The organism is Actinoplanes sp. NPDC049548 (assembly GCF_040676695.1).
In the GTDB taxonomy this organism is placed as follows: Bacteria; Actinomycetota; Actinomycetes; order Mycobacteriales; family Micromonosporaceae; genus Actinoplanes.
This window is the reverse complement of record NZ_JBFAPM010000019.1, coordinates 133,635-154,756: the sequence shown is the minus strand read 5'-3', so window position 1 is coordinate 154,756 and position 21,122 is coordinate 133,635. Positions and strand designations below refer to the sequence as shown.

Annotated in this window: 18 protein-coding genes; 7 read left to right on the top strand and 11 right to left on the bottom strand. The window is 70.6% G+C overall.

Annotated features, from left to right (window positions below; translation table 11 throughout):
- Nucleotides 1–65 precede the first annotated feature (65 nt).
- Nucleotides 66–290 carry a 50S ribosomal protein L31 gene (gene rpmE, locus AB0J80_RS30415; protein ID WP_364711667.1) on the bottom strand — a complete coding sequence of 75 codons (225 nt, stop codon included), beginning with the start codon at nucleotides 288–290 and terminating at the stop codon, nucleotides 66–68.
- 192 nt (nucleotides 291–482) lie between these two features.
- On the opposite strand from rpmE, the gene AB0J80_RS30410 reads away from it, so the two are divergent.
- Genes AB0J80_RS30410 through AB0J80_RS30400 form a run of 3 tightly spaced genes read left to right on the top strand, consistent with a single transcriptional unit; the run spans nucleotide 483 to nucleotide 3,078 of the window.
- Complete coding sequence (locus AB0J80_RS30410; RefSeq protein WP_364711665.1) at nucleotides 483–1,553, top strand: RNA ligase; 1,071 nt, start codon at nucleotides 483–485, stop codon at nucleotides 1,551–1,553.
- Entirely contained in the window at nucleotides 1,550–2,446 is an 897-nt protein-coding gene (locus AB0J80_RS30405; protein ID WP_364711664.1) for an AAA family ATPase, read from the top strand. The genes AB0J80_RS30410 and AB0J80_RS30405 overlap by 4 nt, the downstream gene beginning before the upstream one ends.
- Entirely contained in the window at nucleotides 2,446–3,078 is a 633-nt protein-coding gene (locus AB0J80_RS30400) for an RNA ligase family protein (protein WP_364711662.1), read from the top strand. The genes AB0J80_RS30405 and AB0J80_RS30400 overlap by 1 nt, the downstream gene beginning before the upstream one ends.
- Here the strand turns inward: AB0J80_RS30400 and AB0J80_RS30395 are convergent.
- The 3 genes from AB0J80_RS30395 to thrB form a co-directional block, all read right to left on the bottom strand.
- Nucleotides 3,075–4,202 (bottom strand): nitric oxide synthase oxygenase, encoded by a 1,128-nt coding sequence (locus tag AB0J80_RS30395; protein ID WP_364711660.1) that lies wholly within the window; start codon nucleotides 4,200–4,202, stop codon nucleotides 3,075–3,077. The genes AB0J80_RS30400 and AB0J80_RS30395 overlap by 4 nt on opposite strands.
- Nucleotides 4,203–4,363: 161 nt before the next feature.
- Nucleotides 4,364–6,391: a transcription termination factor Rho gene (rho, locus tag AB0J80_RS30390; RefSeq protein ID WP_364711657.1), complete on the bottom strand. Its 2,028-nt coding sequence runs from the start codon at nucleotides 6,389–6,391 to the stop codon at nucleotides 4,364–4,366.
- A 300-nt stretch (nucleotides 6,392–6,691) separates the two neighbouring features.
- Nucleotides 6,692–7,627 carry a homoserine kinase gene (gene thrB, locus AB0J80_RS30385; RefSeq protein ID WP_364711654.1) on the bottom strand — a complete coding sequence of 312 codons (936 nt, stop codon included), beginning with the start codon at nucleotides 7,625–7,627 and terminating at the stop codon, nucleotides 6,692–6,694.
- 83 nt (nucleotides 7,628–7,710) lie between these two features.
- Between thrB and AB0J80_RS30380 the strand changes: the two genes are divergently transcribed.
- A complete protein-coding gene (locus tag AB0J80_RS30380; RefSeq protein ID WP_364711652.1) occupies nucleotides 7,711–8,175 on the top strand; it encodes a hypothetical protein in 465 nt (154 codons plus the stop codon).
- A gap of 353 nt (nucleotides 8,176–8,528) precedes the next feature.
- Here the strand turns inward: AB0J80_RS30380 and AB0J80_RS30375 are convergent, their stop codons facing one another.
- Nucleotides 8,529–9,800, bottom strand: coding sequence for an MFS transporter (locus tag AB0J80_RS30375; RefSeq protein WP_364711649.1), 1,272 nt, complete (start codon nucleotides 9,798–9,800; stop codon nucleotides 8,529–8,531).
- Between the two features lie 57 nt (nucleotides 9,801–9,857).
- The gene (locus tag AB0J80_RS30370) at nucleotides 9,858–13,079 is read right to left on the bottom strand and encodes an efflux RND transporter permease subunit (RefSeq protein WP_364711646.1); all 3,222 of its coding nucleotides are present in this window, start codon (nucleotides 13,077–13,079) and stop codon (nucleotides 9,858–9,860) included.
- 135 nt (nucleotides 13,080–13,214) lie between these two features.
- On the opposite strand from AB0J80_RS30370, the gene AB0J80_RS30365 reads away from it, so the two are divergent.
- The gene (locus AB0J80_RS30365; RefSeq protein ID WP_364711644.1) at nucleotides 13,215–13,724 is read left to right on the top strand and encodes a MarR family transcriptional regulator; all 510 of its coding nucleotides are present in this window, start codon (nucleotides 13,215–13,217) and stop codon (nucleotides 13,722–13,724) included.
- On the opposite strand, the gene thrC is transcribed toward AB0J80_RS30365, so the two are convergent.
- From thrC to argS, 5 genes are all read right to left on the bottom strand, one after another.
- Nucleotides 13,665–14,714 carry a threonine synthase gene (gene thrC, locus AB0J80_RS30360; protein WP_364711641.1) on the bottom strand — a complete coding sequence of 350 codons (1,050 nt, stop codon included), beginning with the start codon at nucleotides 14,712–14,714 and terminating at the stop codon, nucleotides 13,665–13,667. The two genes, AB0J80_RS30365 and thrC, sit on opposite strands and share 60 nt — an antisense overlap.
- Nucleotides 14,715–14,782: 68 nt before the next feature.
- Nucleotides 14,783–15,151 (bottom strand): VOC family protein, encoded by a 369-nt coding sequence (locus tag AB0J80_RS30355; protein ID WP_364711640.1) that lies wholly within the window; start codon nucleotides 15,149–15,151, stop codon nucleotides 14,783–14,785.
- A gap of 2 nt (nucleotides 15,152–15,153) precedes the next feature.
- Nucleotides 15,154–16,467, bottom strand: a complete 1,314-nt coding sequence (locus AB0J80_RS30350) for a homoserine dehydrogenase (RefSeq protein WP_364711637.1) — start codon at nucleotides 16,465–16,467, stop codon at nucleotides 15,154–15,156.
- The gene (gene lysA / locus AB0J80_RS30345; RefSeq protein ID WP_364711634.1) at nucleotides 16,464–17,849 is read right to left on the bottom strand and encodes a diaminopimelate decarboxylase; all 1,386 of its coding nucleotides are present in this window, start codon (nucleotides 17,847–17,849) and stop codon (nucleotides 16,464–16,466) included. The genes AB0J80_RS30350 and lysA overlap by 4 nt, the downstream gene beginning before the upstream one ends.
- Nucleotides 17,850–17,852: 3 nt before the next feature.
- On the bottom strand, nucleotides 17,853–19,517 hold the full coding sequence (gene argS, locus AB0J80_RS30340; RefSeq protein ID WP_364711632.1) for an arginine--tRNA ligase: 1,665 nt from the start codon (nucleotides 19,515–19,517) through the stop codon (nucleotides 17,853–17,855).
- Between the two features lie 96 nt (nucleotides 19,518–19,613).
- Between argS and AB0J80_RS30335 the strand changes: the two genes are divergently transcribed.
- Both AB0J80_RS30335 and AB0J80_RS30330 read left to right on the top strand, forming a co-directional pair.
- Nucleotides 19,614–20,441 (top strand): DUF3105 domain-containing protein, encoded by an 828-nt coding sequence (locus AB0J80_RS30335; RefSeq protein ID WP_364711629.1) that lies wholly within the window; start codon nucleotides 19,614–19,616, stop codon nucleotides 20,439–20,441.
- Entirely contained in the window at nucleotides 20,441–21,115 is a 675-nt protein-coding gene (locus AB0J80_RS30330) for a DUF305 domain-containing protein (protein WP_364711627.1), read from the top strand. The genes AB0J80_RS30335 and AB0J80_RS30330 overlap by 1 nt, the downstream gene beginning before the upstream one ends.
- Nucleotides 21,116–21,122 lie beyond the last annotated feature (7 nt).

Sequence of the window (21,122 nt, the reverse complement as noted above, 5' to 3'; positions counted from 1 at the left end):
AAGGTCTCCCTACATACCAACGGCGCCCGGCCCCGCCGTGCGGGAACCGGGCGCCGTCGAGGCAGTTACTTCTTCTTGCCGGCGTTGACCTTCGCGTACTTCGCCTGGAACTTGGCGACCCGGCCCGCGGTGTCCAGCACGCGCTGCTTGCCCGTGTAGAACGGGTGGCAGGCGCTGCAGGTCTCGACGCGGATCTCGCCGCCCTTGGCGGTGCTGCGGGTCGTGAACGTGCTGCCGCAGGAGCAGATGACCTCGGTGGTCGTGTACTCCGGGTGGATACCGCTCTTCATGTCGTCTCGGTCTCTCTCGATAAGCGGTCGCCGGGTCGCCGAGTGCTCGTGGCGTGAACCGGAACCTTGTGCTGGCCGATGGACCAGTCTGCCATGTGACGAACCCCCACTGGAAATCAGGAGGCGTTTCCTGGTCCGTGGTCGATAACGTGAGCAGCCCTCGCGGCATTCCCACCCGGAAAGGACCATGCCATGACGCTGCTCGCCGACGTCCTCGACCAGGCCGAACTGGCCTCCGCGGTCGAAGACGGGCACGTCCGGACGCAGCGCCACCCGTCGCGGCCGTACGTGATCTACAACTACACGGAGTCCTGCCAGTACGCCGGCGCCTGGACGCCGGTGACCCTGGCCTGCCGCGGACTGGTGGTCGACGAGACGACCGGCACGGTCCTCGCCCGCCCCCTGCCGAAGTTCTTCAACCACTCTGAGGGAAATGCCCCTTTCCTCTGCCCGGACGCGCCGGTGGCCGTCACGGACAAGGCGGACGGATCGCTCGGCATCATCTACCGCGACGGGGACGAGCTCGCCGTCGCGACCCGGGGGTCGTTCGCGTCGGACCAGGCGCTGCACGCGACCCAGCTGCTGCGCACCCGGTACGCGGACTTCGTGCCGCCGGCCGGCCTGACCGTGCTCGTCGAGATCATCTACCCGGGCAACCGGATCGTCGTGGACTACGGCGGCATGGACGACCTCGTGCTGCTCGGCGCCGTCGACATCGCCACCGGGCGGACGTTCGGGCCGGGCGCGGTGCCGGACTGGCCGGGCCCGGTGGTGGATTCCTTCGCGTACGCCACCCTCGCCGAGGCGCTCGCCGCACCGCCGCGGGACGGCAAGGAGGGGCTGGTGGTGCACTTCCTCGACACCGACGAACGGGTGAAGATCAAGTACGCCGAGTACGTCCGGCTGCACCGGCTCGTCACGGGGCTCTCCGCCCGTACCGTATGGGACGTGCTGGCCTCCGGCGGCGACCTGGACGCGCTGACGGAACCGCTTCCCGACGAGTTCCACGCGTGGGTTCGCCGGGTGGCCGGGGAGCTCGTGGCGACCGTCGAGGAGCTGGCCGAGCAGGTGGAGAAGGAGTTCGCGGCGATCGTGGGCAGCCTTCCCGACGGCTGGGGGCGGCGGGAGTTCGCGGCGCAGGCCGTGCGCAGCGAGCACCGCGGTGCGCTGTTCCTGCGCCTCGACGGCAAGGACTACCGTCCCGGCCTGTGGCAGCTCGCGCGTCCCGCGGGCGACGTGACGCCGGGTGGGAGTGAGGAATGACCAGACTGCTGATCACCCGTGGGCTGCCCGCCTCGGGCAAGACCACGTTCGCGCGCAAGCTGCAGCCGCAGGTCGTCCGGGTCAACCGCGACGACCTGCGGCGGATGCTGCACGGCGAGCGGCTGTTCACCCAGCGGGCCGAGGCCCAGGTGACCCAGGCCCAGCGGGCAGCGGTCGAGGCGCTGCTGCGCGCGCACGGTGACGTGATCGTCGACGACACCAACCTGCGGGCCAAGACGGTACGGGAGTGGGCCGAGCTCGCCGCCCGGTTCCACGCGACGTTCGAGGTGCACGACTTCACCGACGTACCGGTGGAGGAGTGCGTGCGCCGCGACGCCGAGCGGGCGGAGGAGGACCGGGTCGGCGAGGGGGCGATCCGCCGCATGCACGAGCGGTATCTGGCGGGCAAGAACCTTCCGCTGCCGGTCCCGTACGTCGATCCCGGCGGCCCCGGAGTCGTCTACCGGCCGGACCCCGAGCTGCCCGAGGCGGTGCTGGTGGACATCGACGGCACGGTCGCGCTGATGCACGGCCGGAGCCCGTACGACTGGTCGCGGGTCGGCTCGGACCTGCCGAACCCGGCGGTCATCGCGGCGGTCCGAGCGATGCACGCGGCCGGCCACGCCATCGTCTTCTGCTCCGGCCGCGACGCGGTCTGCCGGGCGGAAACCCAGGCCTGGCTGGACCTTTACGTCGATGTGCCGTACGAAGGACTCTTCATGCGGCCCGAGGGCGACTCGCGCAAGGACGCGATCGTGAAGCGGGAGATCTTCGAGCAGGAGATCCGGGACCGGTGGCGCGTCGTCGGCGTGTTCGACGACCGGCAGCAGGTCGTGCGCATGTGGCGGGCGCTGGGACTGACCGTCTTCCAGGTGGCGGAGGGGGACTTCTGATGAGCGGGCAGGCGGGCAAGTATCCGCGTACTTTCCACCTGCCCGACTCCCCCGGTGCCTCCGCCGACGACAAGGTGCAGCACGACCTGTCCTGGTTGGACGGTGAGCTCGTGGTGACCGAGAAGCTCGACGGCGGCAACCTCACCTTCACCCGCGACGCCATGTACGCCCGCTCCCTCGACTCCGGCACGCACCCGTGGGACCGGCCGGCGAAAGCGTTGTGGGCCATGACGGCGTACCGGATCCCGGACGACTGGCGGGTCTGCGGCGAGTCGATGTGGGCTCGCCGCAGCATCGCGTACACGGATCTTCCAGGGGTGTTCATCGTCTTCGGCATCTGGGACGAGACGGACACGTTGCTCGGCTGGGACGACACTGTCGACTGGGCGAAGCGGCTGGAGCTTCCGGTGGTGCCGGTGCTCTACCGCGGCGGCAGTCTCAGCGAGGCGCGCGCGGCGTGGGCGCAGCGGCACACCCCGGAGACCTCGGAGGGTTTCGTGGTGCGAAGCGCCGGTCGCATCCCGGCCGACGAGTTCTCCCTCAAGCTCCTGAAATGGGTCCGCCCCCATCATGTACGCACAGACGCGGCGTGGCGCCACCGCGACGACTTCCCGGTGAACGAGTTCGCTTAGTTCGGATAGAAGTTCGGCCGCAGGTCCAGCTCCTGGTAGTAGCGGTGGAACACGGGCGTGATGCCTCCCGAGATGGGCGGCACGATCCAGGTCCAGTCCGCGGGCACCTGGCGGCCCGCCTTCTCCTCGTTGCGCAGATGGGTCATGAAGCGCTGGGACTCGGTGTGGTGGTCGCTGATCCGCACCCCGGCCTTCTCGAAGGACCAGAGCACCGCGCGGTTCAGCTCGACCAGCGCGCGGTCACGCCACAGCGTCGACTCGCTGCTGGTGTCCAGCCCCATCCGGGCGGCGACCGTCGGCAGCATGTCGTAGCGGTCGGTGTCGGCGAGGTTGCGCGCGCCGATCTCGCTGCCCATGTACCAGCCGTTGAACGGGGCGAGCGGGTACGTGACGCCGCCGATCGTGAGCCGCATGTTCGAGATGGCCGGGACGGCGTGCCACCGAAGGCCCAGCTCGGCGAACCAGCCGAACTCCGGGTGGGTCAGCGGGACCTCGAGGACGGCGCGTTCCGGGAGCTCGTAGAGGCGTACGGGCTCCCCCGGCACCTCGACGGCGAGCGGCAGGATGTCGAAGGCGTCGCCCTTGCCCTGCCAGCCGAAGCCCTGCATCCGGGCGGTGAAGTCGGCGTTGCGCGCGTCGCCGACGACGCTGCCGTCCTCGGTGCGGTACCCGGCGTATCGGATGAGCTGCTCGTTCCACACCTTGGCGTACGGCTGTCCCGGCTGGGCCGCCGCGAAGACGCTGATGACCGGTCGGAGCTTGCCGGCCTGCTGTCCGCCGCCGGCCGCCTGCAAGTGGTGCACGAGCAGGGAGAAGATCTCGTCGGCGGTACGCGCGCGGCGCCGGTCCAGGACGACGAGGCTGCGCCAGTACAGGCGGCCGATGCAGCGGCTCGAGTTGCGCCAGGCCATCTTCGCGCCGTACGTCAGCTCGTCGGTGGTGTGCACGTAGCTGCCGGTGGCGGCGATCTGGGCGCGCACGATGGCGAGCCGCGGCTCGACCGGTCCGAGTCGCGGATTCTCCAGGTAGCACTCGCGAAGGAACTGCTCCGCCTCTGCGGGGTCGACCGGCGCGTCCGGGTCCCACTGCGGAGCCGGTTGGTCCCGGTAGCCAGGCACGATCATCGAGCGCCCCTCCCCCAGATCGAGTAGGTGATACCGGAGGTTCGCACGACCCTGGAGGAGCGGAAACACACTCGATGTGCGACGAAGGGGCGGTCACCTTGCGGTGACCGCCCCTTTTCGGGTGCTTTTGACCCCTACTCAATCGCCGTCGAGAGAATTACTCATTCCCCCGGGGTCGACTTCGCGATCTGCATGAGGAACTCGATGTTCGTCCGGGACTGCTTGAGCCGGTCGAGCAGGAGGTCCAGCGCGGCCGACGACTCCAACGAGCTCAGCACCTTGCGCAGCTTGTGGACGATCGCCAGCTCTTCCTTGCCGAGCAGGATCTCTTCCTTGCGGGTGCCGGACGGGTGGATGTCGATGGCCGGGAACGTACGCCGGTCCGCGATCTTCCGGTCGAGCTTGAGCTCGGCGTTACCCGTGCCCTTGAACTCCTCGAAGATCACCGTGTCCATCATCGAGCCGGTCTCCACCAGCGCGGTGGCGAGAATCGTCAGCGAGCCGCCGTTCTCGATGTTGCGCGCCGCGCCGAGGAACCGCTTCGGCGGGTAGAGAGCCGTCGAGTCGATACCACCGGACATGATGCGGCCGGAGGCCGGCGCCGCCAGGTTGTACGACCGGCCGAGCCGGGTCACCGAGTCGAGCAGCACGACCACGTCGTGGCCCAGCTCGACCAGGCGCTTGGCCCGCTCGATCGCCAGCTCGGCGACCGTGGTGTGGTCCTGCGGCGGCCGGTCGAACGTGGCCGCGATGACCTCGCCCTTGACCGAGCGCTGCATGTCGGTGACCTCTTCGGGCCGCTCGTCGACCAGCACGACCATCAGGTGGCACTCGGGGTTGTTGTGGGTGATCGCGTTGGCGATCGCCTGCAGCACCATCGTCTTACCGGCCTTCGGCGGCGAGACGATCAGGGCCCGCTGGCCCTTGCCGAGCGGCATCACGAGGTCGATGACGCGCGTCGTCAGGATGTGCGCCTCCGTCTCCAGCCGCAGGCGCTCCTGCGGGTAGAGCGGGGTGAGCTTGTAGAACTCGGGGCGGCGCCGGGCCTCCTCGGGCTCCATCCCGTTGATGGTGTCGAGGCGCACCAGGGGGTTGTACTTGTCCCGCCGCTGGTCGCTCCCGCCGTCGCGCGGCGCGGCCCGCACGGCACCGGTCACCGCGTCACCGCGGCGCAGGCCGTGCTTCTTGACCTGCGACATCGACACGTACACGTCGTTGGGACCGGAGAGATAGCCGGTCGTCCGCACGAACGCGTAGTTGTCGAGCACGTCGAGGATGCCGGCCACCGGCACGAGAACGTCGTCCTCGTTGACGTGCGGCTCGCGGCCACCGTCCCGGCCGCCCTCGCGACCGCCGCCCTCGCCGTCACGGTCCCGGCCGCGGCGACGGTCCCGGAAGCGGCTGCGCCGGCTGCGCCGTCCGCCCTCGCCACCGTCGCTGTCGTCATCGTCGTGGCTGTCGTTGCGCGGACCACGGTCGTTGCGATCCCCGCGGTCGTTACGGTCGCCCCGGTCGTTGCGGTCGCCGTTCTCGGCACGCTGCTGGTTGCGCTGGCGGTCCCGGTTGCGCTCACCCCGGTCGGAGCGGTCGCCCCGGTCACGCTCGGTGCGCTCACCGGCGTCGGCACCCTCGGTGCGGGCCTCGCCCTGCTCGCGCGGCTCCCGCTCCTGGCGGTCCTGCCGGTCCTGGCGGTCGCGACGACTGCGGCGGCCCTGCTCCGGCTCGGCCTGCTCGGTGGCGGGCGCCTGCTCGGTCACGGGAGCGCCGGCGGTCTGCACGACGGCCGGCACGGAGGCGGGCTGCTGCTCGGCAACGGGAGCCGGGGCCGGCTCGGAACGCACCGGCTCGGCGGCCGGCGCGGCCTCGGTCCGGGCCGGGGCCTCCGCGCGGGCGGCGGAGTCGCCGCGGTTCGCCGAGCTGCTGGTGCGGCGCGGCCGGGGGGTCGTCTCGGCGGGGGCGGCGGCCGGGGCCCCGCCGTTCTGCCGCTCGGAGATCGCGGTGATCAGCTCACCCTTGCGCATCCGGGCGGTGCCGGAGATGCCGAGGGAGGCGGCGAGACTCTGCAGCTCGGGCAGCAGCATCGCAGACAGCCCAGTGCCGCCGCGGCGGCGCTTGGTGACAGCCGCGGTGGTGGCGCCGTCATCAGCGACGTCAGAAACACCCGACGTCACGTCGGTGGTGTCGCTCAATGGATTCCTTCCGTCGAAAAAGCCAAGACCACCCGGGTCTGCAGCAGCCTGGTGGCCGGGTGCCCTCGGAACCCGCTTCGCACATGCGGCGCGGGAGTTTTGCAGCACGGCAGCTCGACGGTTTCCCGACCCGTCCGACAGTGACGAGTAGGTCTCGGCGAGTGCAGCGATCTGATGACCTGCTGCCCGGCGTGTGCCTCGAAAAGAAATGAGACGAGCCCAGATCGGCATATGTCTCGGGGGTGCGCGCCGAACCGCAGAGATCGCTTGCTTCGCGGCTGTGCTAGGTCTTGAGCGTAGTCAACTCTTACGACCTGCGGCAACAGGGTCCCGCTCGGCGTGTTCCACCATACTCCCTCTGACAAGAGCTCCGGTGGCATCCACGCCCAACACCTCGGCGCGCCACGCTGTTCCCGCATGGAAATCCGCAGGTACCGGGCTCAGAGCGAGCACGGTCGGCCCGGCACCGCTGACCACGGCGGCTACACCCAGCGACCGCAGCGACGCGACCAGTGACGCCGTCCCCGGCATAGCCTGAGCCCGGTAACCCTGATGCAGCCGATCCTCGGTAGCCGCGAAGAGCAGCTCCGGCTCGGCACTGAGCGCATGCACGAGAAGAGCCGCCCGCCCGGAGTTGAACGCGGCGTCCGCATGCGGCACGCTCGGCGGCAGCGCAGCCCGCGCCGTCGCCGTCAGGCCCCGTTCCTGCGGAACGAAAAGCGTCGGCCGTACGCCCTCAGCCGGTGCCAGCCGCACCGCCCGAGCACCCGACGCCTCGGTCCAGGCAATGGTGAACCCCCCGAGCAGACAGGGCGCGACATTGTCGGGATGCCCCTCCATCTCGGCCGCGATCCGCAATGCGTCATCGTCGGATATCTGCTCCTGGACCAGCCCTCGGGCCAGCTGGACGCCACCCACGATGGCGGCCGAGGACGACCCCAGACCCCGAGCCTGCGGGATCCGGTTGACGCACTCCACGGCCACCCCGGAGGGCCGCCCGCCCAGCTCGTCGAAGGTCCGCAGCATCGCCCGCACGACCAGATGCGACTCGTCCCCGGGCAGCTCACCGGCGCCCTCCCCGGTCACGGACACCGTGAACCGGTCGCCGATGACCCGCGCGGACAGGTCGTCGTACAGGGTGAGCGCGAGTCCCAGCGAGTCGAAGCCCGGACCGAGATTGGCGCTGGTGGCCGGGGTCCGCACCCGCACCGGCTCAGAGACGAAGGTCAGGCCCATCGCCACATGCTAGGCCTAGATCATCGACGGCGCGTCACCCGGCGGACCCCGGAATGTCGTACCTCTCGGCTACGGTCGCCCCCATGACCGTCAGCTACCTGTTCTCGGGCCTCCTGGGCCACCTGCCGGTGCTGGCCGCCCTGATCGCCGGCCTGGTCCTGGTATCGGCCCGGCAAACCCGCCTGGGCCCCCGAAGCACAACCCTGGCCCGGCTCGGCCTGGCGGCGCTGCTGCTCTCCCAGCTCCTCAACATGGCCTGGCTGTTCGTATTCCCGCAGCTCATCCGCTCCCTCGACTACCGGGCGAGCACCTACGGGATGGTGACGTTCGGGGTGAGCGTCGTGCTCAGCCTGCTGATGGCCGCGGGGCTGGGGCTGCTGATCGCGGCGCTGGTCACGCGGGGCGCGGGCGGCGGCGGGCCGTTCGACGGCTCGCCATACGGGTTCCAGGAGGCGGCACGGGCCGGCGCTCCGGCGGTTGGGCCCGATCAGGGTTCCGGTGGGGCAGCGAGCGGCTACAACCCGACAGGCCCTCCCGGCGGCGTCTAGCCGGTCAGCCCGAGCGGCGTCCAGCCGGTCAGCCCGAGCGGCGTCCAGCCGGTCCGTCACGGCGCGTCGGCATCCGATTGCGGCGCTCCGCCGAGCAGTGCGGGGGCCCACCCGGCCGTTGCGGCGTCCCGCCCGCCATCACTGGCCGAATCGGGCCCCTTGGAGCCTGCCGCCCGCCATCGCAGGGCCTCCACCCCGCCTGCCGCGGCCTGCCGCCCGCGGGCCGCGCCCAACCAACCGGCCACGCCCAGCCAACCCGGCCACGCCCCAGCCAACCCGCCCGCCGGCCGCAGCAAGGCCGCCACATACGCCCACCGGTCCGGCCGCCCCGCCTGGCCCGGACCGATCGCCGCCTACGGAGTCGGGGACGAGGCCCCGTTGGGCCGTTCCTCGCTCGCCTCCCCCGGCCGCTCGGCTTCCTCCAGCGACAAACGCCGCGTCGCGATGCGCCAGCCGATCGCGTAGAGCAACGTGATCAGCCCGCAGGTCGCGAGGATCACCCGCTCGTCGACATGGTCCACGAACAGCGCCGCACCCAGCTGGCTGACCGAGATCGCCAGCGTCGCCAGCATCATGTCCGTGGCGAACACCCGCCCGCGGAGCCGGTCCGGCACCTCGCCCTGCAGGGCATAGTTCGACAGCACCCAGTTCGTGCCGCCCGCGAAATGCGCTACGAAGACCAGCGCGAGCACCAACGGGAACCAGGGCGCGAGCGCCACGCCGACATAGCCGAGGCCGTACAGGCTCATCGACAGGGCCAGGCCGGGGAGCAGCCAGGAGCGGTGGTTCAGGACCGGGCGCATCACGAGGGGGCCGACCAGCGCGCCCGCGCCGCGTACCGCGAAGAGCAGGCCGGCGCCCAGGGCTCCCACTCCGTACAGGCCTGCGAGCAGGGGGAAGACCGTGAGCACGCCGTTGCCCAGCCCGACCGCCGATTTCACCGTCACCAGGGCCCGGATGCGCGGCCGGGCGCCGATGTAGCGCAGGGCTTCCGCGAGGGCGTGCCAGGTGCGGGCCGGTGGGGCGGACGGGTCGCGGGGTGCCTGCAGCGGGCGGCGGATCAGCAGGGTCAGGACGGCCGCGGTCAGGAGGCTCGCGGCGGCTGCGGCGAAGCTGACGTACGGCCCGAAGGCGCTGCTCACGATGCCGCCGAGGGACGCGCCGACGATGGTCATGGTGCCCCAGGCGGAGCCGGCGACGGCGTTGGCCGCGGCGAGGTCGGCGGGGTCGACGACGTTCGGCAGGGCGGCCGATGCGGCCGGGGAGTAGAACGCCTTGGCGACGGCTACCGCGCCGATGGCCACCAGGGCGAGCGGGGCTGTGGCGGCCGAGCGGACGACGAAGAGGAGCAGGGTGGCGACCAGGGCCGCGATGTTGGCGGCGACGAGGATCGTGCGGCGGTCCAGCCGGTCGGCGATCGTGCCGGCGTACGGGAGCAGCACCGCGGTGATGCCGGTGTCGGCGGCGAGGACGAGCGCGCCCCACACGCCGCTGCCGGTGAGCTCGGGCAGGAGGACGAGCAGCGGCACCATGACGAACCAGTCGGAACCGAAGACCACGAGCTCGGCGGCGAACAGGCGCCGGAAGTCGCGGTTGCCGGTAAGGACCGAGAAGGGAGTTGCCACGTACGCAAACAGTACCGGCCGTCCCCACCTGAGCGGGGACGGCCGGCGATCGGCCGATCAGGCGGGGTTGCGCGCCGGCTCGCCCTCCGGGGCCTCGTGGGCGCCGCCGCTCGAGTCGGGCACCGGGACGTCGTCCGGCACCGCGGCATCGGGACCGTCCGCCGCGTGCTTCGGCGTACCGGCCGCCGCCAGGGCCTTGCGGGCGCGCCGGCGTTCCCGGCGCTCGCGGCCCTTGAGCTTGGTGTTCTCCACCATCACGTACAGCGCCGGCACCAGGACCAGCGTCAGCAGGGTGGAACTCACCAGGCCGCCGATCACCACGATGGCCAGCGGCTGCGAGATGAAGCCGCCCTCGCCGGTCAGGCCCAGCGCCATCGGCAGCAGGGCGAAGATGGTGGCGATGGCCGTCATCAGGATCGGGCGCAGGCGGTGCCGGCCGCCCTCGACGACCGCCTCCTGGACGCCCATGCCCGCGATCCGGTAGTGGTTGATCAGGTCCATGAGCACGATGGCGTTCGTGACCACGATGCCGACCAGCATCAGGACACCGATCAGTGCGGGCACGCCGAGCGGGGTGCCGGTGACCAGCAGCAGGGTGATCGCGCCGGTGGCCGCGAACGGGATGGAGACGAGCAGGAGCAGCGGCTGGAGCAGGCTGCGGAACGTCGCCACCATGATGACGAAGACGATCGCGATGGCGGCGAGGACGGCCAGGCGCAGGTCGGCGAACGCATCGCCCTGTTCCTGGCTGACGCCGCGGATCTTGTACGTGGCACCGGCGGGCAGGGTGAGGGCGTCGAGCCGCTTGGTGAGGTCGTCGGTCGTGGCGCCGACGTTGGAGCCGGTGGCGGTGCCGCTGACCGTGACGCTGCGGTTGCCGTCGATCCGGGTGACCTCTTCGGGCCCGGCGACCTCCTTGACGTCGGCCACCGTGTCCAGCGGCACGGGCTGACCGCTCGGGGTGGTCACCGGCAGCTTGCGCAGCGCGGCGGCGTCCGAGGGCGGGGCGCCGAAGGTGACGACGACGTCGCGGGTGGAGCCGTCGACCGTGATCTTCCCGGCCGGCGCCGAGCGGAAGGCGCCGGCGACGGCCTGGCCGACCGCCGCCTCGGTCAGGCCGCGGCGGGCCGCCTCCGCGCGGTTCACCACGACGTCGAGGCGCGGAACGCTGGCCGCCAGCGACGTCTTCACGTCGGTGACGTCCTTGGTGCCGGCCATCGCTTCCTGAACCTGCTTGGTGGCGGCCACCAGGGCGTCCTGGTCGGCCGCCTGCACCACCACCGACAGCTCGTCCGCGGCGAAGCCCGTACCGTTGTCGCCGCCGACCGTGACCTCGCCGACGTCCTTCATGCCCTCGAACTGCTCCCGCAGCTCGTCGGAGAGCTTGGCGGCGTCGGCGTCGTCCTTGAGCGCCACGTTGAAGCTGGCGCCGCTGGAACCGCCGGAGCCGGCGAACGGGTTGAAGTCGCCGTTGCCGACCGTGACCTGGTAGGTCTCGATGTCGTCGCGGGCCGCGAGCACCGCTTCGACCTTCTTCGCGGCCTCGTTCGTCGCCGCGAGGCTGGTGCCGACGGGCAGGTCCTGGGAGACGGTGATGGAGCCCTGGCCGGAATCGTCGAGGAGGTTGGTCTCGAGCCGGCCGGCGAGGCCCAGCGTGCCGATGAGCACCGCGACGCCGATCGCGACGGTGGCCCAGCGGGTGCCGCGGCTGCGGGTCACCCAGCGAATGACCGGCAGGTACGCACGCTGCAGCGGGCTGCGCAGCTCCTTCTCCTCGGCGGCCCGGCGCACGGCCTCCGACTCGCTGCCACCGGCGGCCGGCCGCAGGAACCAGTACGCGAGCACCGGCACGACGGTCAGCGCCACGAACAGCGAGGCGAGCAGCGCGACGGTGACGGTGATGGCGAAGGGGGCGAACAGCTGCCCCACTAGGCCGCCGACGAGCGCGATGGGGGCGAAGACGGCGACCGTGGTCAGCGTCGAGGCGGTCACCGCACCGGCGACCTCCTTCACGCCGGACGTGATGGCGTGCACCTTCGTCTCGCCGTACCCGAGATGCCGTTTGATGTTCTCCAGCACCACGATGGAGTCGTCCACGACGCGGCCTACCGCGATGGTGAGCGCGCCGAGGGTGAGCAGGTTGAGCGAATAGTCGCCGATCCAGAGCCCGATAAGCGCGATCAGCACGGACAGCGGGATGGACACCGCGGTGACGAGCGTGGACCGCACCGACAACAGGAAGACCAGGATGACGATGACCGCCATGACCAGGCCGAGCAGGCCCTCGGTGGTGAGGCTCTTGATGGAGCGCTCGACGAAGGGCGCCTGGTCGGTGATGACGGTGAGCTTGGCGCCGGAGCCGGCCTCCAGGTCGTCGAGCTTGTCGCGGACGGCGTGGGAGATCGCCACCGCGTTCCCGTCCGGTGCGGCGGTGACCGCGATGCCCAGGCTCTCGGCCCCGTCCGTACGCGTGAACGAGGTGGCCGTGGCGAGCTGGCTGGTGACCGAGGCGACGTCGCCGAGCTTGACCGGGCCCTTGCTGCCGGTCAGGTAGAGGTCGCGAAGCTGATCGACGCTGCTGATCGGGCTGCCCACCTGGACGCTCAGCGAGCGGTCGCCCTCGGTGAGCGCGCCGGCGGGCACCGAGATCCCGTTGTTCTGCAGCAGGGTGGCGATCGCGCGCGGGTCGGCGCCGGCGGCCGCCAGCTTGGCGGGGTCGGGCTTGATCAGGACCTGCTCGTCGCGCGTGCCGAGGACGTTCACGTCGCGGACACCGTCGATCTCGGTGAGCTCGGGCACGACGGTGCGCTTGAGGCGCTGCGCGAGGTCGGACTCGCCGGATCCGCCGCTCGCCGCGAGGACGATCGCCGGGATGTCGTCGGTGCCGCCGGCGAAGATGGTCGGCTCGACGTCGTCGGGGAGCGTGGGCTGGATCCGGTTGACCGAGGTGGTCAGCTGGTTGATCGCATTGTCGAGGTCGGTGCCGAACTCGTACTGCACCGTGATCGTGGTGGAACCCTCACGGGTGGTCGACTGGATGCTGTCCAGGCCGTCGGCACCCTTGACGGCGTCCTCGATCGGCTTGGTGACCTGCTCCTCCATGATCTCCGGGCTGGCGCCCGGCAGGACCACGCCGATGAACGCGCCGGGAAACTCCAGCGACGGCAGGAGCTGCTGTTTGAGGGACGGGATGGTGTAGATACCGAAGCCGGCGATCACCACCGCGATGAGGGCCACCAGCCCTCGGTTGGCGAGACTGAGCCTGGTCAGGAATGACATGTGCTCCCCCGGGAAAGTTCGTCCAAGGCATATAGTTTGCCTCACGCGAACAAACGGTTTTCGCCGGGGTCACTGGTACCGTCCGGTCACGAGGCGGACACGCAGCGGCCATCGGCTCGCAAGACAGGAGGTGCGGTGGCCGACAACGAACGACTCATCGCCGACATCATGGGCGCCCAACAGCAACTCCAGCACTTGTTCGCGTACGACCGCTCGGATCCGCTCTTCGCGTCCCAGCTCACCATGTCGCAGCTGAAGATCTTGCTGCTTCTCTTCAGATTGGGCGACACGTCCGGCCGCGAGTTGGCCGGCCTGCTCGGGGTCAGCCTGGCGACGCTCAGCGGCATGGTGGACCGGCTGGTGGCCCACGACCTGGCCACCCGCGCGGAGGATCCGAACGACCGCCGGGTGCGGCGCATCACGCTCAGCCCGAACGGCCGGGAGCTGATCTCCCGGATCATCACGGCGGGCGCGGACAAGCAGCTCAGACTGCTGAAGAAGCTGACGGACGACGAGCTTCAGACGGTACGCGACGCGATGGTGGCGATGGTGCGCGTGGCCACCGAGGATTCGACGGAGAACGCCTCAGGCGAGGTCGAGCGCCCGAGCCGCGGCAAGGACGTCGTTGTGGATGGTGGTCGGTGACGGCGCCGTGGAGATGGCCCACTCCGGGTCCTTGAGGCCATGGCCGGTCACCGTGCAGACCACCGTCGCGCCCGCCGGGATCATGCCCGCCTCCGCCTGCTGGAGCAGGCCCGCCACGCTGGCCGCGCTGCCCAGCTCGACGAAGACGCCGACCTCGCGGGCGAGCAGCCGGTACGCCGTGAGGATCTCGCGGTCGGTGACCGCGGAGATCAGGCCGCCGGAGTGGTCACGGGCGTCCAGCGCCTTGGTCCAGCTGGCCGGGTTGCCGATGCGGATGGCGGTGGCGATGGTGGACGGCTCGGGGACCACCTTGCCGTTGACGATCGGCGCCGCGCCGGAGGCCTGGAAGCCGTACATCTTCGGGACGATCTTGGAGTTGCCCGCCTCGTGGTCCTCCTGGTAGCCCATCCAGTACGCGGAGATGTTGCCCGCGTTGCCGACCGGCAGGCAGTGGATGTCGGGGGCGGTGCCGAGGGCTTCGACGATCTCGAAGGCGGCCGTCTTCTGGCCGTGCAGGCGGAAGATGTTGACCGAGTTGACCAGGGAGACCGGGAAGTCCTGGGAGAGCTTGGAGGCCAGCGCGAGGCAGTCGTCGAAGTTGCCGTTGACCTGCAGGAGCTTGGCGCCGTGGACCAGGGCCTGGGCCAGCTTGCCGAGGGCGATCTTGCCCTGGGGCACCAGCACGGCACAGGTCAGGCCGGCGCGGGCCGCGTACGCCGCCGCAGAGGCGCTGGTGTTGCCCGTGGAGGCGCAGATGATCGCCTTGGAGCCCTCCTCCACCGCCTTGGACACCGCCATGGTCATGCCGCGGTCCTTGAAGGAGCCGGTGGGGTTGGCGCCCTCGACCTTCAGGTAGACGTCGGCGCCGGTGCGGCGGGAGAGCACGGGAGCGGGCACGAGGGGTGTGTTGCCCTCGTGCAGCGTGACCACCGGGGTGGCCTCCGAGACCGGGAGCCGGTCACGGTACGCCTCGATCAGTCCCCGCCACATGGTCTTTCCTCTCCGCTGACTGCGATCAAGGATGCACTAGCCTGCCGAATGGCGAGACTCTGCATCCACTATGCGGGACCGTGGGACACGGCCTCCACGTTGTTGCCGTCCGGGTCGCGGACGAACGCGCCGTAGTAGTTCTCGTGGTACTCCGGGTGGACCGCCGGCTCGTGCAGCACCTCGGCGCCCGCCTCGACCGCGGCCGCGAAGAACGCGTCCACCGCCGCCCGGTCGGCCGCCTTGAACGCGATGTGCGACTCGCGGAAGCCCTCGCCCTCGTTGTGCTCGCCGATCCAGAAGTCGGGGAAGGTGTCGCCGTAGCCCATGGCGACCTTGTGGTCCATCATCCGGCGCAGGCCGAGCGGCGCGAGCACCTTGTCGTAGAAGGCCGCGCTCGCCGCCAGGTCCGAGCATTGGAAACCGACGTGGTCCAGCATGGTCAGGCCCCTCCCTCGACACGGAGGACGCTCGCGATCGACCGTACGATGTCCAGCGAGCGCAGATCCTCCACGGTGGCCGCCAGGTTGGCGTCCGGCGCGCCGTGCGTGACGATGACCAGCGTGGCGTCCTCGTCGCGGCCCGACTGGCGGACTGTGGCGATCGACACCTCGTGCTTGGCGAACACGCCGGCCACGGTCGCGAGCACGCCCTGGCGGTCAGCCACGTCCAGGCTGATGTGGTAGCGCGTCACGGCCTCGCCGATCGGGCGGATCGGCAGGTGGGCGTACGCGCTCTCGCTCGGCGCCCGGGTGCCCGACAGGCGGTTGCGGGCGGCCGCCACGATGTCGCCGAGGACGGCGCTCGCTGTGGGCGTACCCCCGGCTCCCCGGCCGTAGAACATGAGCTGCCCCGCGGCCTCGGCCTCGACGAAGACCGCGTTGAACGCGTCGCCCACGCTCGCCAGCGGGTGGCTGCGCGGGATCATCGCCGGGTGCACGCGCACGCTGACCGACTCCTGCCCGGAGGAGTCCGCGCCGCGCTCGGCCAGGCACAGGAGCTTGATCGTGCAGCCCATCTCCTTGGCGCTGGCCACGTCCGCGGCCGTCACGCCCGTCATGCCCTCGCGGAACACGTCAGCCGCGGTCACCCGGGTGTGGAAGGCCAGGGACGCGAGGATGGCGGCCTTGGCGGCGGCGTCGAAGCCCTCGACGTCGGCGGTCGGGTCGGCCTCCGCGTACCCGAGCTCGGTGGCCTCCTCCAGCGCCTCGCCGAAGCCGGCGCCGCTGGCGTCCATCGACGACAGGATGAAGTTGGTGGTGCCGTTCACGATGCCGGTGACGCGGGTGACCCTGTCCCCGTGCAGTGACTCGCGCAGCGGCCGCAGCAGCGGGATTGCACCGGCGACCGAGGCCTCGTAGTAGAGGTCCGCGTCGCCGTCGGCGGCGGCGTCGTGCAGCGTCGCGCCGTCCTCGGCCAGCAGCGCCTTGTTTGCCGTCACCACGCTCTTGCCCGCGCGCAGCGCCTCGGTCAGCCAGGAACGGGCCGGCTCGATGCCCCCCACGACCTCGATGACGACGTCCACGTCGTCGCGCTTGACCAGCCCCAGCGCGTCGGTCGTGAACAGCGCCGGGTCGACCGGCACGTTGCCCCGTTCGCGGCCGAGCCGGCGCACCGCGATGCCGACCAGCTCCAGCGGCGCCCCGATCCGGGCCGTCAGGTCCTCGGCCTGCTCGTGCAGGAGGCGGACGACCTCGCTGCCCACCGTGCCGCAGCCGAGCAGGGCTAGACGAACCGCAGGCTTACCAGAATTCATCCCACATCCAATGCGAGCAGATCTTCTTCGGTCTCCCGGCGGACGATCACCCGCGAGGCACCGTCACGAACGGCGACCACCGGCGGGCGGGGCACGTGGTTGTAGTTGCTGGCCATGCTCCGGCAGTACGCCCCCGTGCCGGGCACCGCGACAAGATCTCCGGGCTGCACGTCGGCGGGCAGGAATTCATCCTTCACGACGATGTCCCCGGATTCACAATGCTTTCCCACGACGCGGGCGAGCATCGGCGGCGCCTGCGAGGCCCGGCCGGCGAGCGTGGCCGAGTACGACGCGTCGTAGAGCGCCGTCCGGATGTTGTCGCTCATCCCGCCGTCCACACTCACGTAGGTGCGGATGCCGTCGACGTCCTTGACCGTGCCCACCTCGTACAGGGTGAAGACGGCCGGTCCCACGATGGCCCGGCCGGGCTCGATGGAGAGCTTGGGCCGCCGCAGCTTCTCGGCGGCGCACTCGGCGTCGACGATCTTGTTGATCCGCTTGGCGAGATCGGCGGCGGGCGACGGGTCGTCCTGCGTCGTATACGCGATACCGAAGCCGCCGCCGAGGTCCAGCTCGGCGAGCTCCACGCCGCGCGCGTCGCGGATCTGCGCCTGCAGCTGCAGCACCCGCCGCGCGGCGACCTCGAACCCCGAGGTGTCGAAGATCTGCGAGCCGATGTGCGAGTGCAGGCCGCGCAGGTCGAGTACGCCCTCGTCGAGCACCCGGATCGCGGCGTCGAACGCGGCCCCGCCGGCCAGCGAGAAGCCGAACTTCTGGTCCTCGTGCGCCGTCGCGATGAACTCGTGCGTGTGCGCCTCGACGCCGACCGTCACCCGGATCAGCACCGCCGGCCGCTTGCCCGTCTCCTGCGCGAGCGCGGTGAGCCGGTCGATCTCCTGGAACGAGTCCAGGATGATCCGGCCCACACCCGCGTCCAGCGCCCGGCGCAGCTCGGAGACCGACTTGTTGTTGCCGTGGAAGCCGAGGCGCTCCGGCGGGAAGCCGGCAGCCAGGGCCACCGCGAGCTCGCCGCCGGAACAGACGTCGAGGAAGAGGCCCTCCTCCTCGATCACCTTGACGACGGCCTTGCACAGGAACGACTTCCCCGCGTAGTAGACGTCGGCGCCGGCGAAGGCCGCCGCGAAATCGCGGCAGCGCGCCCGCAGGTCGGCCTCGTCCAACAGGTACGCCGGGGTGCCGTGCTCCGCGGCCAGGTCGAGAACGCTCACCCCGCCGATTTCCAGAGCGCCTTCTCCGGTACGGGTGACCGTGCGCGGCCACAGCGCCGGAACCAGCGCGTTCACGTCCTCGGGGGTACGCAGCCACGCCGGCCCCCTGTTGCCGATGTCGCCGTGCAGCGCCCCGGCCTCGTGTGCCCGCATGACCTACATCCTCTCGGGCGCGGAGACGCCCAGCAGTCCCAAACCGTTCGCGATCACCGTTCGAGTGGCGTCGTTCAGCCACAAGCGCGAGCGCTGGAGGTCGGTGATCGGGTCATCGCCCACCGGCAGCACCCGGCACTTGTCGTAGAACCGGTGGTACTCCCCCGCGACCTTCTCCAGGTAGTGGGCCACCCGGTGCGGTTCGCGCAGCTCGGCCGCCGTCGCCACCACGCCCGGATAGTCGCCCAGCGCCTTGAGGAGGCTGTGCTCCTTCTCATGGGTGAGCAGCTCCGGCCGGAAGTCCTCCGGCTCGCCCCGACTGAGCCCGACCTCGGTCGCGTTGCGCGCCACGCTCGCCGTCCTGGCCGCGACATAACGGACATAATGCACGGGATTGTCGTTGCTCGCCCGAGTCCACTGCTCGATGTCGATGTCGATCTGCGAATCGGACGAGAAACGGGCGAGGGCGTAGCGCGCGGCATCCACACCCAGGGCGTCGACGAAGTCCTCCAGGGTCACGACCGTGCCGGCGCGCTTGCTCATCCGCACCGGCTCGCCGTCACGGACCAGGTTGACCAGCTGGCCGATCAGAATCTCGAGGTTGAACGCCGGGTCGTCGCCGAAGCACGCCACCATCGCCTTCATCCGGCCGACATAGCCGTGATGGTCGGCGCCGAGCATCACGACGACCCTGTCGAAGCCCCGCTTGCGCTTGTCCAGGTAGTAGGCGCAGTCCGCGGCGAAGTATGTCCAGTCACCGTCGGACTTGCGCAGCACCCGGTCCTTGTCGTCACCGAAGTCGGTGGTCCGCAGCCAGGTCGCGCCGTCGGACTCGTACACGTGACCCTGCTCCCGCAGCCGGTCCAGGGCCTCCTGCAGCTCGCCCCGGTCGTGCAGGTCCTTCTCGTTGAAGTACGTGTCGAATTGCACGCCGAACTCGTCCAGCGACTGCCGGATCTCGGCGAACATCAGCTTCACGCCCTCGACCCGGAACACCTCCAGCGCCTCCGGCTCGGCCAGCTCCGCCGCACCCGGGTTGCCGGCCTTGACCGCCTCGGCGATCTCGGCGATGTACGCGCCGCCGTACCCGTCCTCCGGCGCCGGCTCCCCCTTCGCGGCGGCGAGCAGCGAACGCGCGAACCGGTCGATCTGCGAACCGGCGTCGTTGAAGTAGTACTCCGTGCCGACGTCGGCGCCGGACGCCCTCAGCAGCCGCGCCAGCGCGTCACCGACAGCGGCCCACCGGACACCACCGATGTGCACGGGGCCCGTGGGGTTCGCGGACACGAACTCGAGGTTGACCCGCTGGCCGGCGAGGCGGTCGGTGTGGCCGTACTCCTCTCCCGCGAGCACCACGTCGCGCGCGAGCACCCCGGCCGCCGCGGCGTCGAGCCGGATGTTGAGGAAGCCGGGACCGGCGATCTCCACCGACTTGATCCCCGGCCGGCTGCTCAGCTCCTCGGCCAGGGCCGACGCCAGCTCCCGCGGTGCCACGCCGGCCTTCTTGCCGAGTTGCAGGGCCATGGTCGAGGCGTAGTCGCCGTGCTCGGGATTGCGGGGACGCTCCACGGTAGTCGTCTCGGGGAGCAAGGTGACGTCGAGGCCACGGGTGACGAATACGGCACGCGCAGCTGTGAGAACGGTGGCAGCGAGGTCAGCGGGAGTCACTGAGCCATGCTATCCGGGTAGACTTTGGCGCCCGGCGGCGTACCGGGGCCTGCGCGCGGACCCGGCCCGACCTTTCCCACGAATTGACGAGGCACGATGAGTATGAGCACACCGGGGCCCGAGCGGGTCCCGTCCACCGTCAAGGTCGACAAGACGTCGGGGCAGGGCAAGCCGCCCGCCGCAGGGAAGAAGCCGCCCGCGTCAGGCAAGTCCGGCGGCCCTCGTCCCGCCGGCAAGGGCGGCAAGGGCACCGGCGGCAAGGGCCGCAAGCCCATCCAGCCCGTCAAGGTCAGCGGCGGCCGCAACTGGGGACCGATCGCCGTGGCCGGCGTCGTGGTGCTCATCGCCGTGGGCATCATCGGGTACGGCGTCTTCGCTTCCATGAAGGGCAGCGAGTCCTGGGAAGACAAGGCGGCCGGCATCGAGGGCATCGTCAACTACCGCGAGCAGAAGAACCCGCAGATCGACGCGCAGGACCACAAGGACGGCCCGCTCACGTACGTGACGAACCCGCCCGTGGGTGGCGCCCACAACCCCGTCTGGCAGAACTGCATGGGCGACGTGTACGCCCAGCCGATCGCCAACGAGCACGCCGTCCACAGCCTCGAGCACGGCGCGGTGTGGGTGACCTACAAGCAGGGCCTCGCGGCCGACCAGGTCAGCAAGCTGCAGGAGAAGGTCCAGGGCAAGGACTACATGCTCATGAGCCCCGTCGCCAACCTCGACAAGAACATCTCGCTGCAGGCGTGGGGCTACCAGCTCAAGGTCGACAACGCCGACGACAAGCGCATCGACGAGTTCATCAAGGACCTGCGCGTGAACGCCACCAAGGAGCCCGACGCGGCCTGCTCCGGCGGAAACACCACCACCGGCCCGGTGCAGGCCGCATCCAACGGCGCCGGCATGGACCAACAGGGCAAGTGATGTCGCTCTCCACCGGCCACGACGCGGCGGCCCCGGCCGACGCGCAGGCCGACGCCACCGCCCCGACCGGCACCCGCCGGTCCGGGGCGGCCTGGCTCGCCCTGGTGCTGGTCATAGGCCTCCTGCTCGGCGCAGCAGGCGGCTTCCTGGGCGCCCGCCACCTGGGCATCCCGGCCGACGACTCCCCCGAAGCAGGCTTCCTGCGCGACATGAGCACCCACCACGCCCAAGCGGTGGAGATGTCCATGATCGAGCACGCCAACTCGGCCAACCCCCAGATCGTCACCCTCGCCGGCGACATCGCCCTCACCCAGCACGGCCAGATCAGCACGATGAAGGCCCAGCTCCGCGACTGGAACCTGAGCCTCACCGGCACCCGCCCACCGATGGCCTGGATGCCCGACTCGCAAGGCGCGGTCCGCAACGGCCTCATGCCCGGCATGGCCACCCCGGAACAGCTGACCGCCCTCCGCAAAGCCACCGGCACCGACCTCGACAGGCAGTACCTCACCCTGATGCGCCAGCACCACCTCGGTGGCATCCACATGGCCCAGGCCATCCTCGACATGTCGGACGACGAGAACGTCACAGGCCTGGCGAAAACCATGGTCGCGGGCCAGCAGAGCGAGATCAACCTGATCGACAACCTCCTCGCGAAGCTCAAGACCGGCTGAGGGGGTA

What these genes read in the sequence shown, in the direction of transcription:
- AB0J80_RS30355 (WP_364711640.1), bottom strand. Translation starts at nt 15,151, where the DNA reads ATGCTGGACCACGTCGGTTTCCAATGCTCGGACCTGGCGGCGAGCGCG.
- AB0J80_RS30335 (WP_364711629.1), top strand. Translation starts at nt 19,614, where the DNA reads ATGAGTATGAGCACACCGGGGCCCGAGCGGGTCCCGTCCACCGTCAAG.
- AB0J80_RS30400 (WP_364711662.1), top strand. Translation starts at nt 2,446, where the DNA reads ATGAGCGGGCAGGCGGGCAAGTATCCGCGTACTTTCCACCTGCCCGAC.
- lysA (WP_364711634.1), bottom strand. Translation starts at nt 17,849, where the DNA reads ATGCGGGCACACGAGGCCGGGGCGCTGCACGGCGACATCGGCAACAGG.
- AB0J80_RS30350 (WP_364711637.1), bottom strand. Translation starts at nt 16,467, where the DNA reads ATGAATTCTGGTAAGCCTGCGGTTCGTCTAGCCCTGCTCGGCTGCGGC.
- AB0J80_RS30330 (WP_364711627.1), top strand. Translation starts at nt 20,441, where the DNA reads ATGTCGCTCTCCACCGGCCACGACGCGGCGGCCCCGGCCGACGCGCAG.
- AB0J80_RS30410 (WP_364711665.1), top strand. Translation starts at nt 483, where the DNA reads ATGACGCTGCTCGCCGACGTCCTCGACCAGGCCGAACTGGCCTCCGCG.
- thrC (WP_364711641.1), bottom strand. Translation starts at nt 14,714, where the DNA reads ATGTGGCGGGGACTGATCGAGGCGTACCGTGACCGGCTCCCGGTCTCG.
- AB0J80_RS30395 (WP_364711660.1), bottom strand. Translation starts at nt 4,202, where the DNA reads ATGATCGTGCCTGGCTACCGGGACCAACCGGCTCCGCAGTGGGACCCG.
- thrB (WP_364711654.1), bottom strand. Translation starts at nt 7,627, where the DNA reads ATGGGCCTGACCTTCGTCTCTGAGCCGGTGCGGGTGCGGACCCCGGCC.
- AB0J80_RS30380 (WP_364711652.1), top strand. Translation starts at nt 7,711, where the DNA reads ATGACCGTCAGCTACCTGTTCTCGGGCCTCCTGGGCCACCTGCCGGTG.
- AB0J80_RS30405 (WP_364711664.1), top strand. Translation starts at nt 1,550, where the DNA reads ATGACCAGACTGCTGATCACCCGTGGGCTGCCCGCCTCGGGCAAGACC.
- AB0J80_RS30370 (WP_364711646.1), bottom strand. Translation starts at nt 13,079, where the DNA reads ATGTCATTCCTGACCAGGCTCAGTCTCGCCAACCGAGGGCTGGTGGCC.
- rpmE (WP_364711667.1), bottom strand. Translation starts at nt 290, where the DNA reads ATGAAGAGCGGTATCCACCCGGAGTACACGACCACCGAGGTCATCTGC.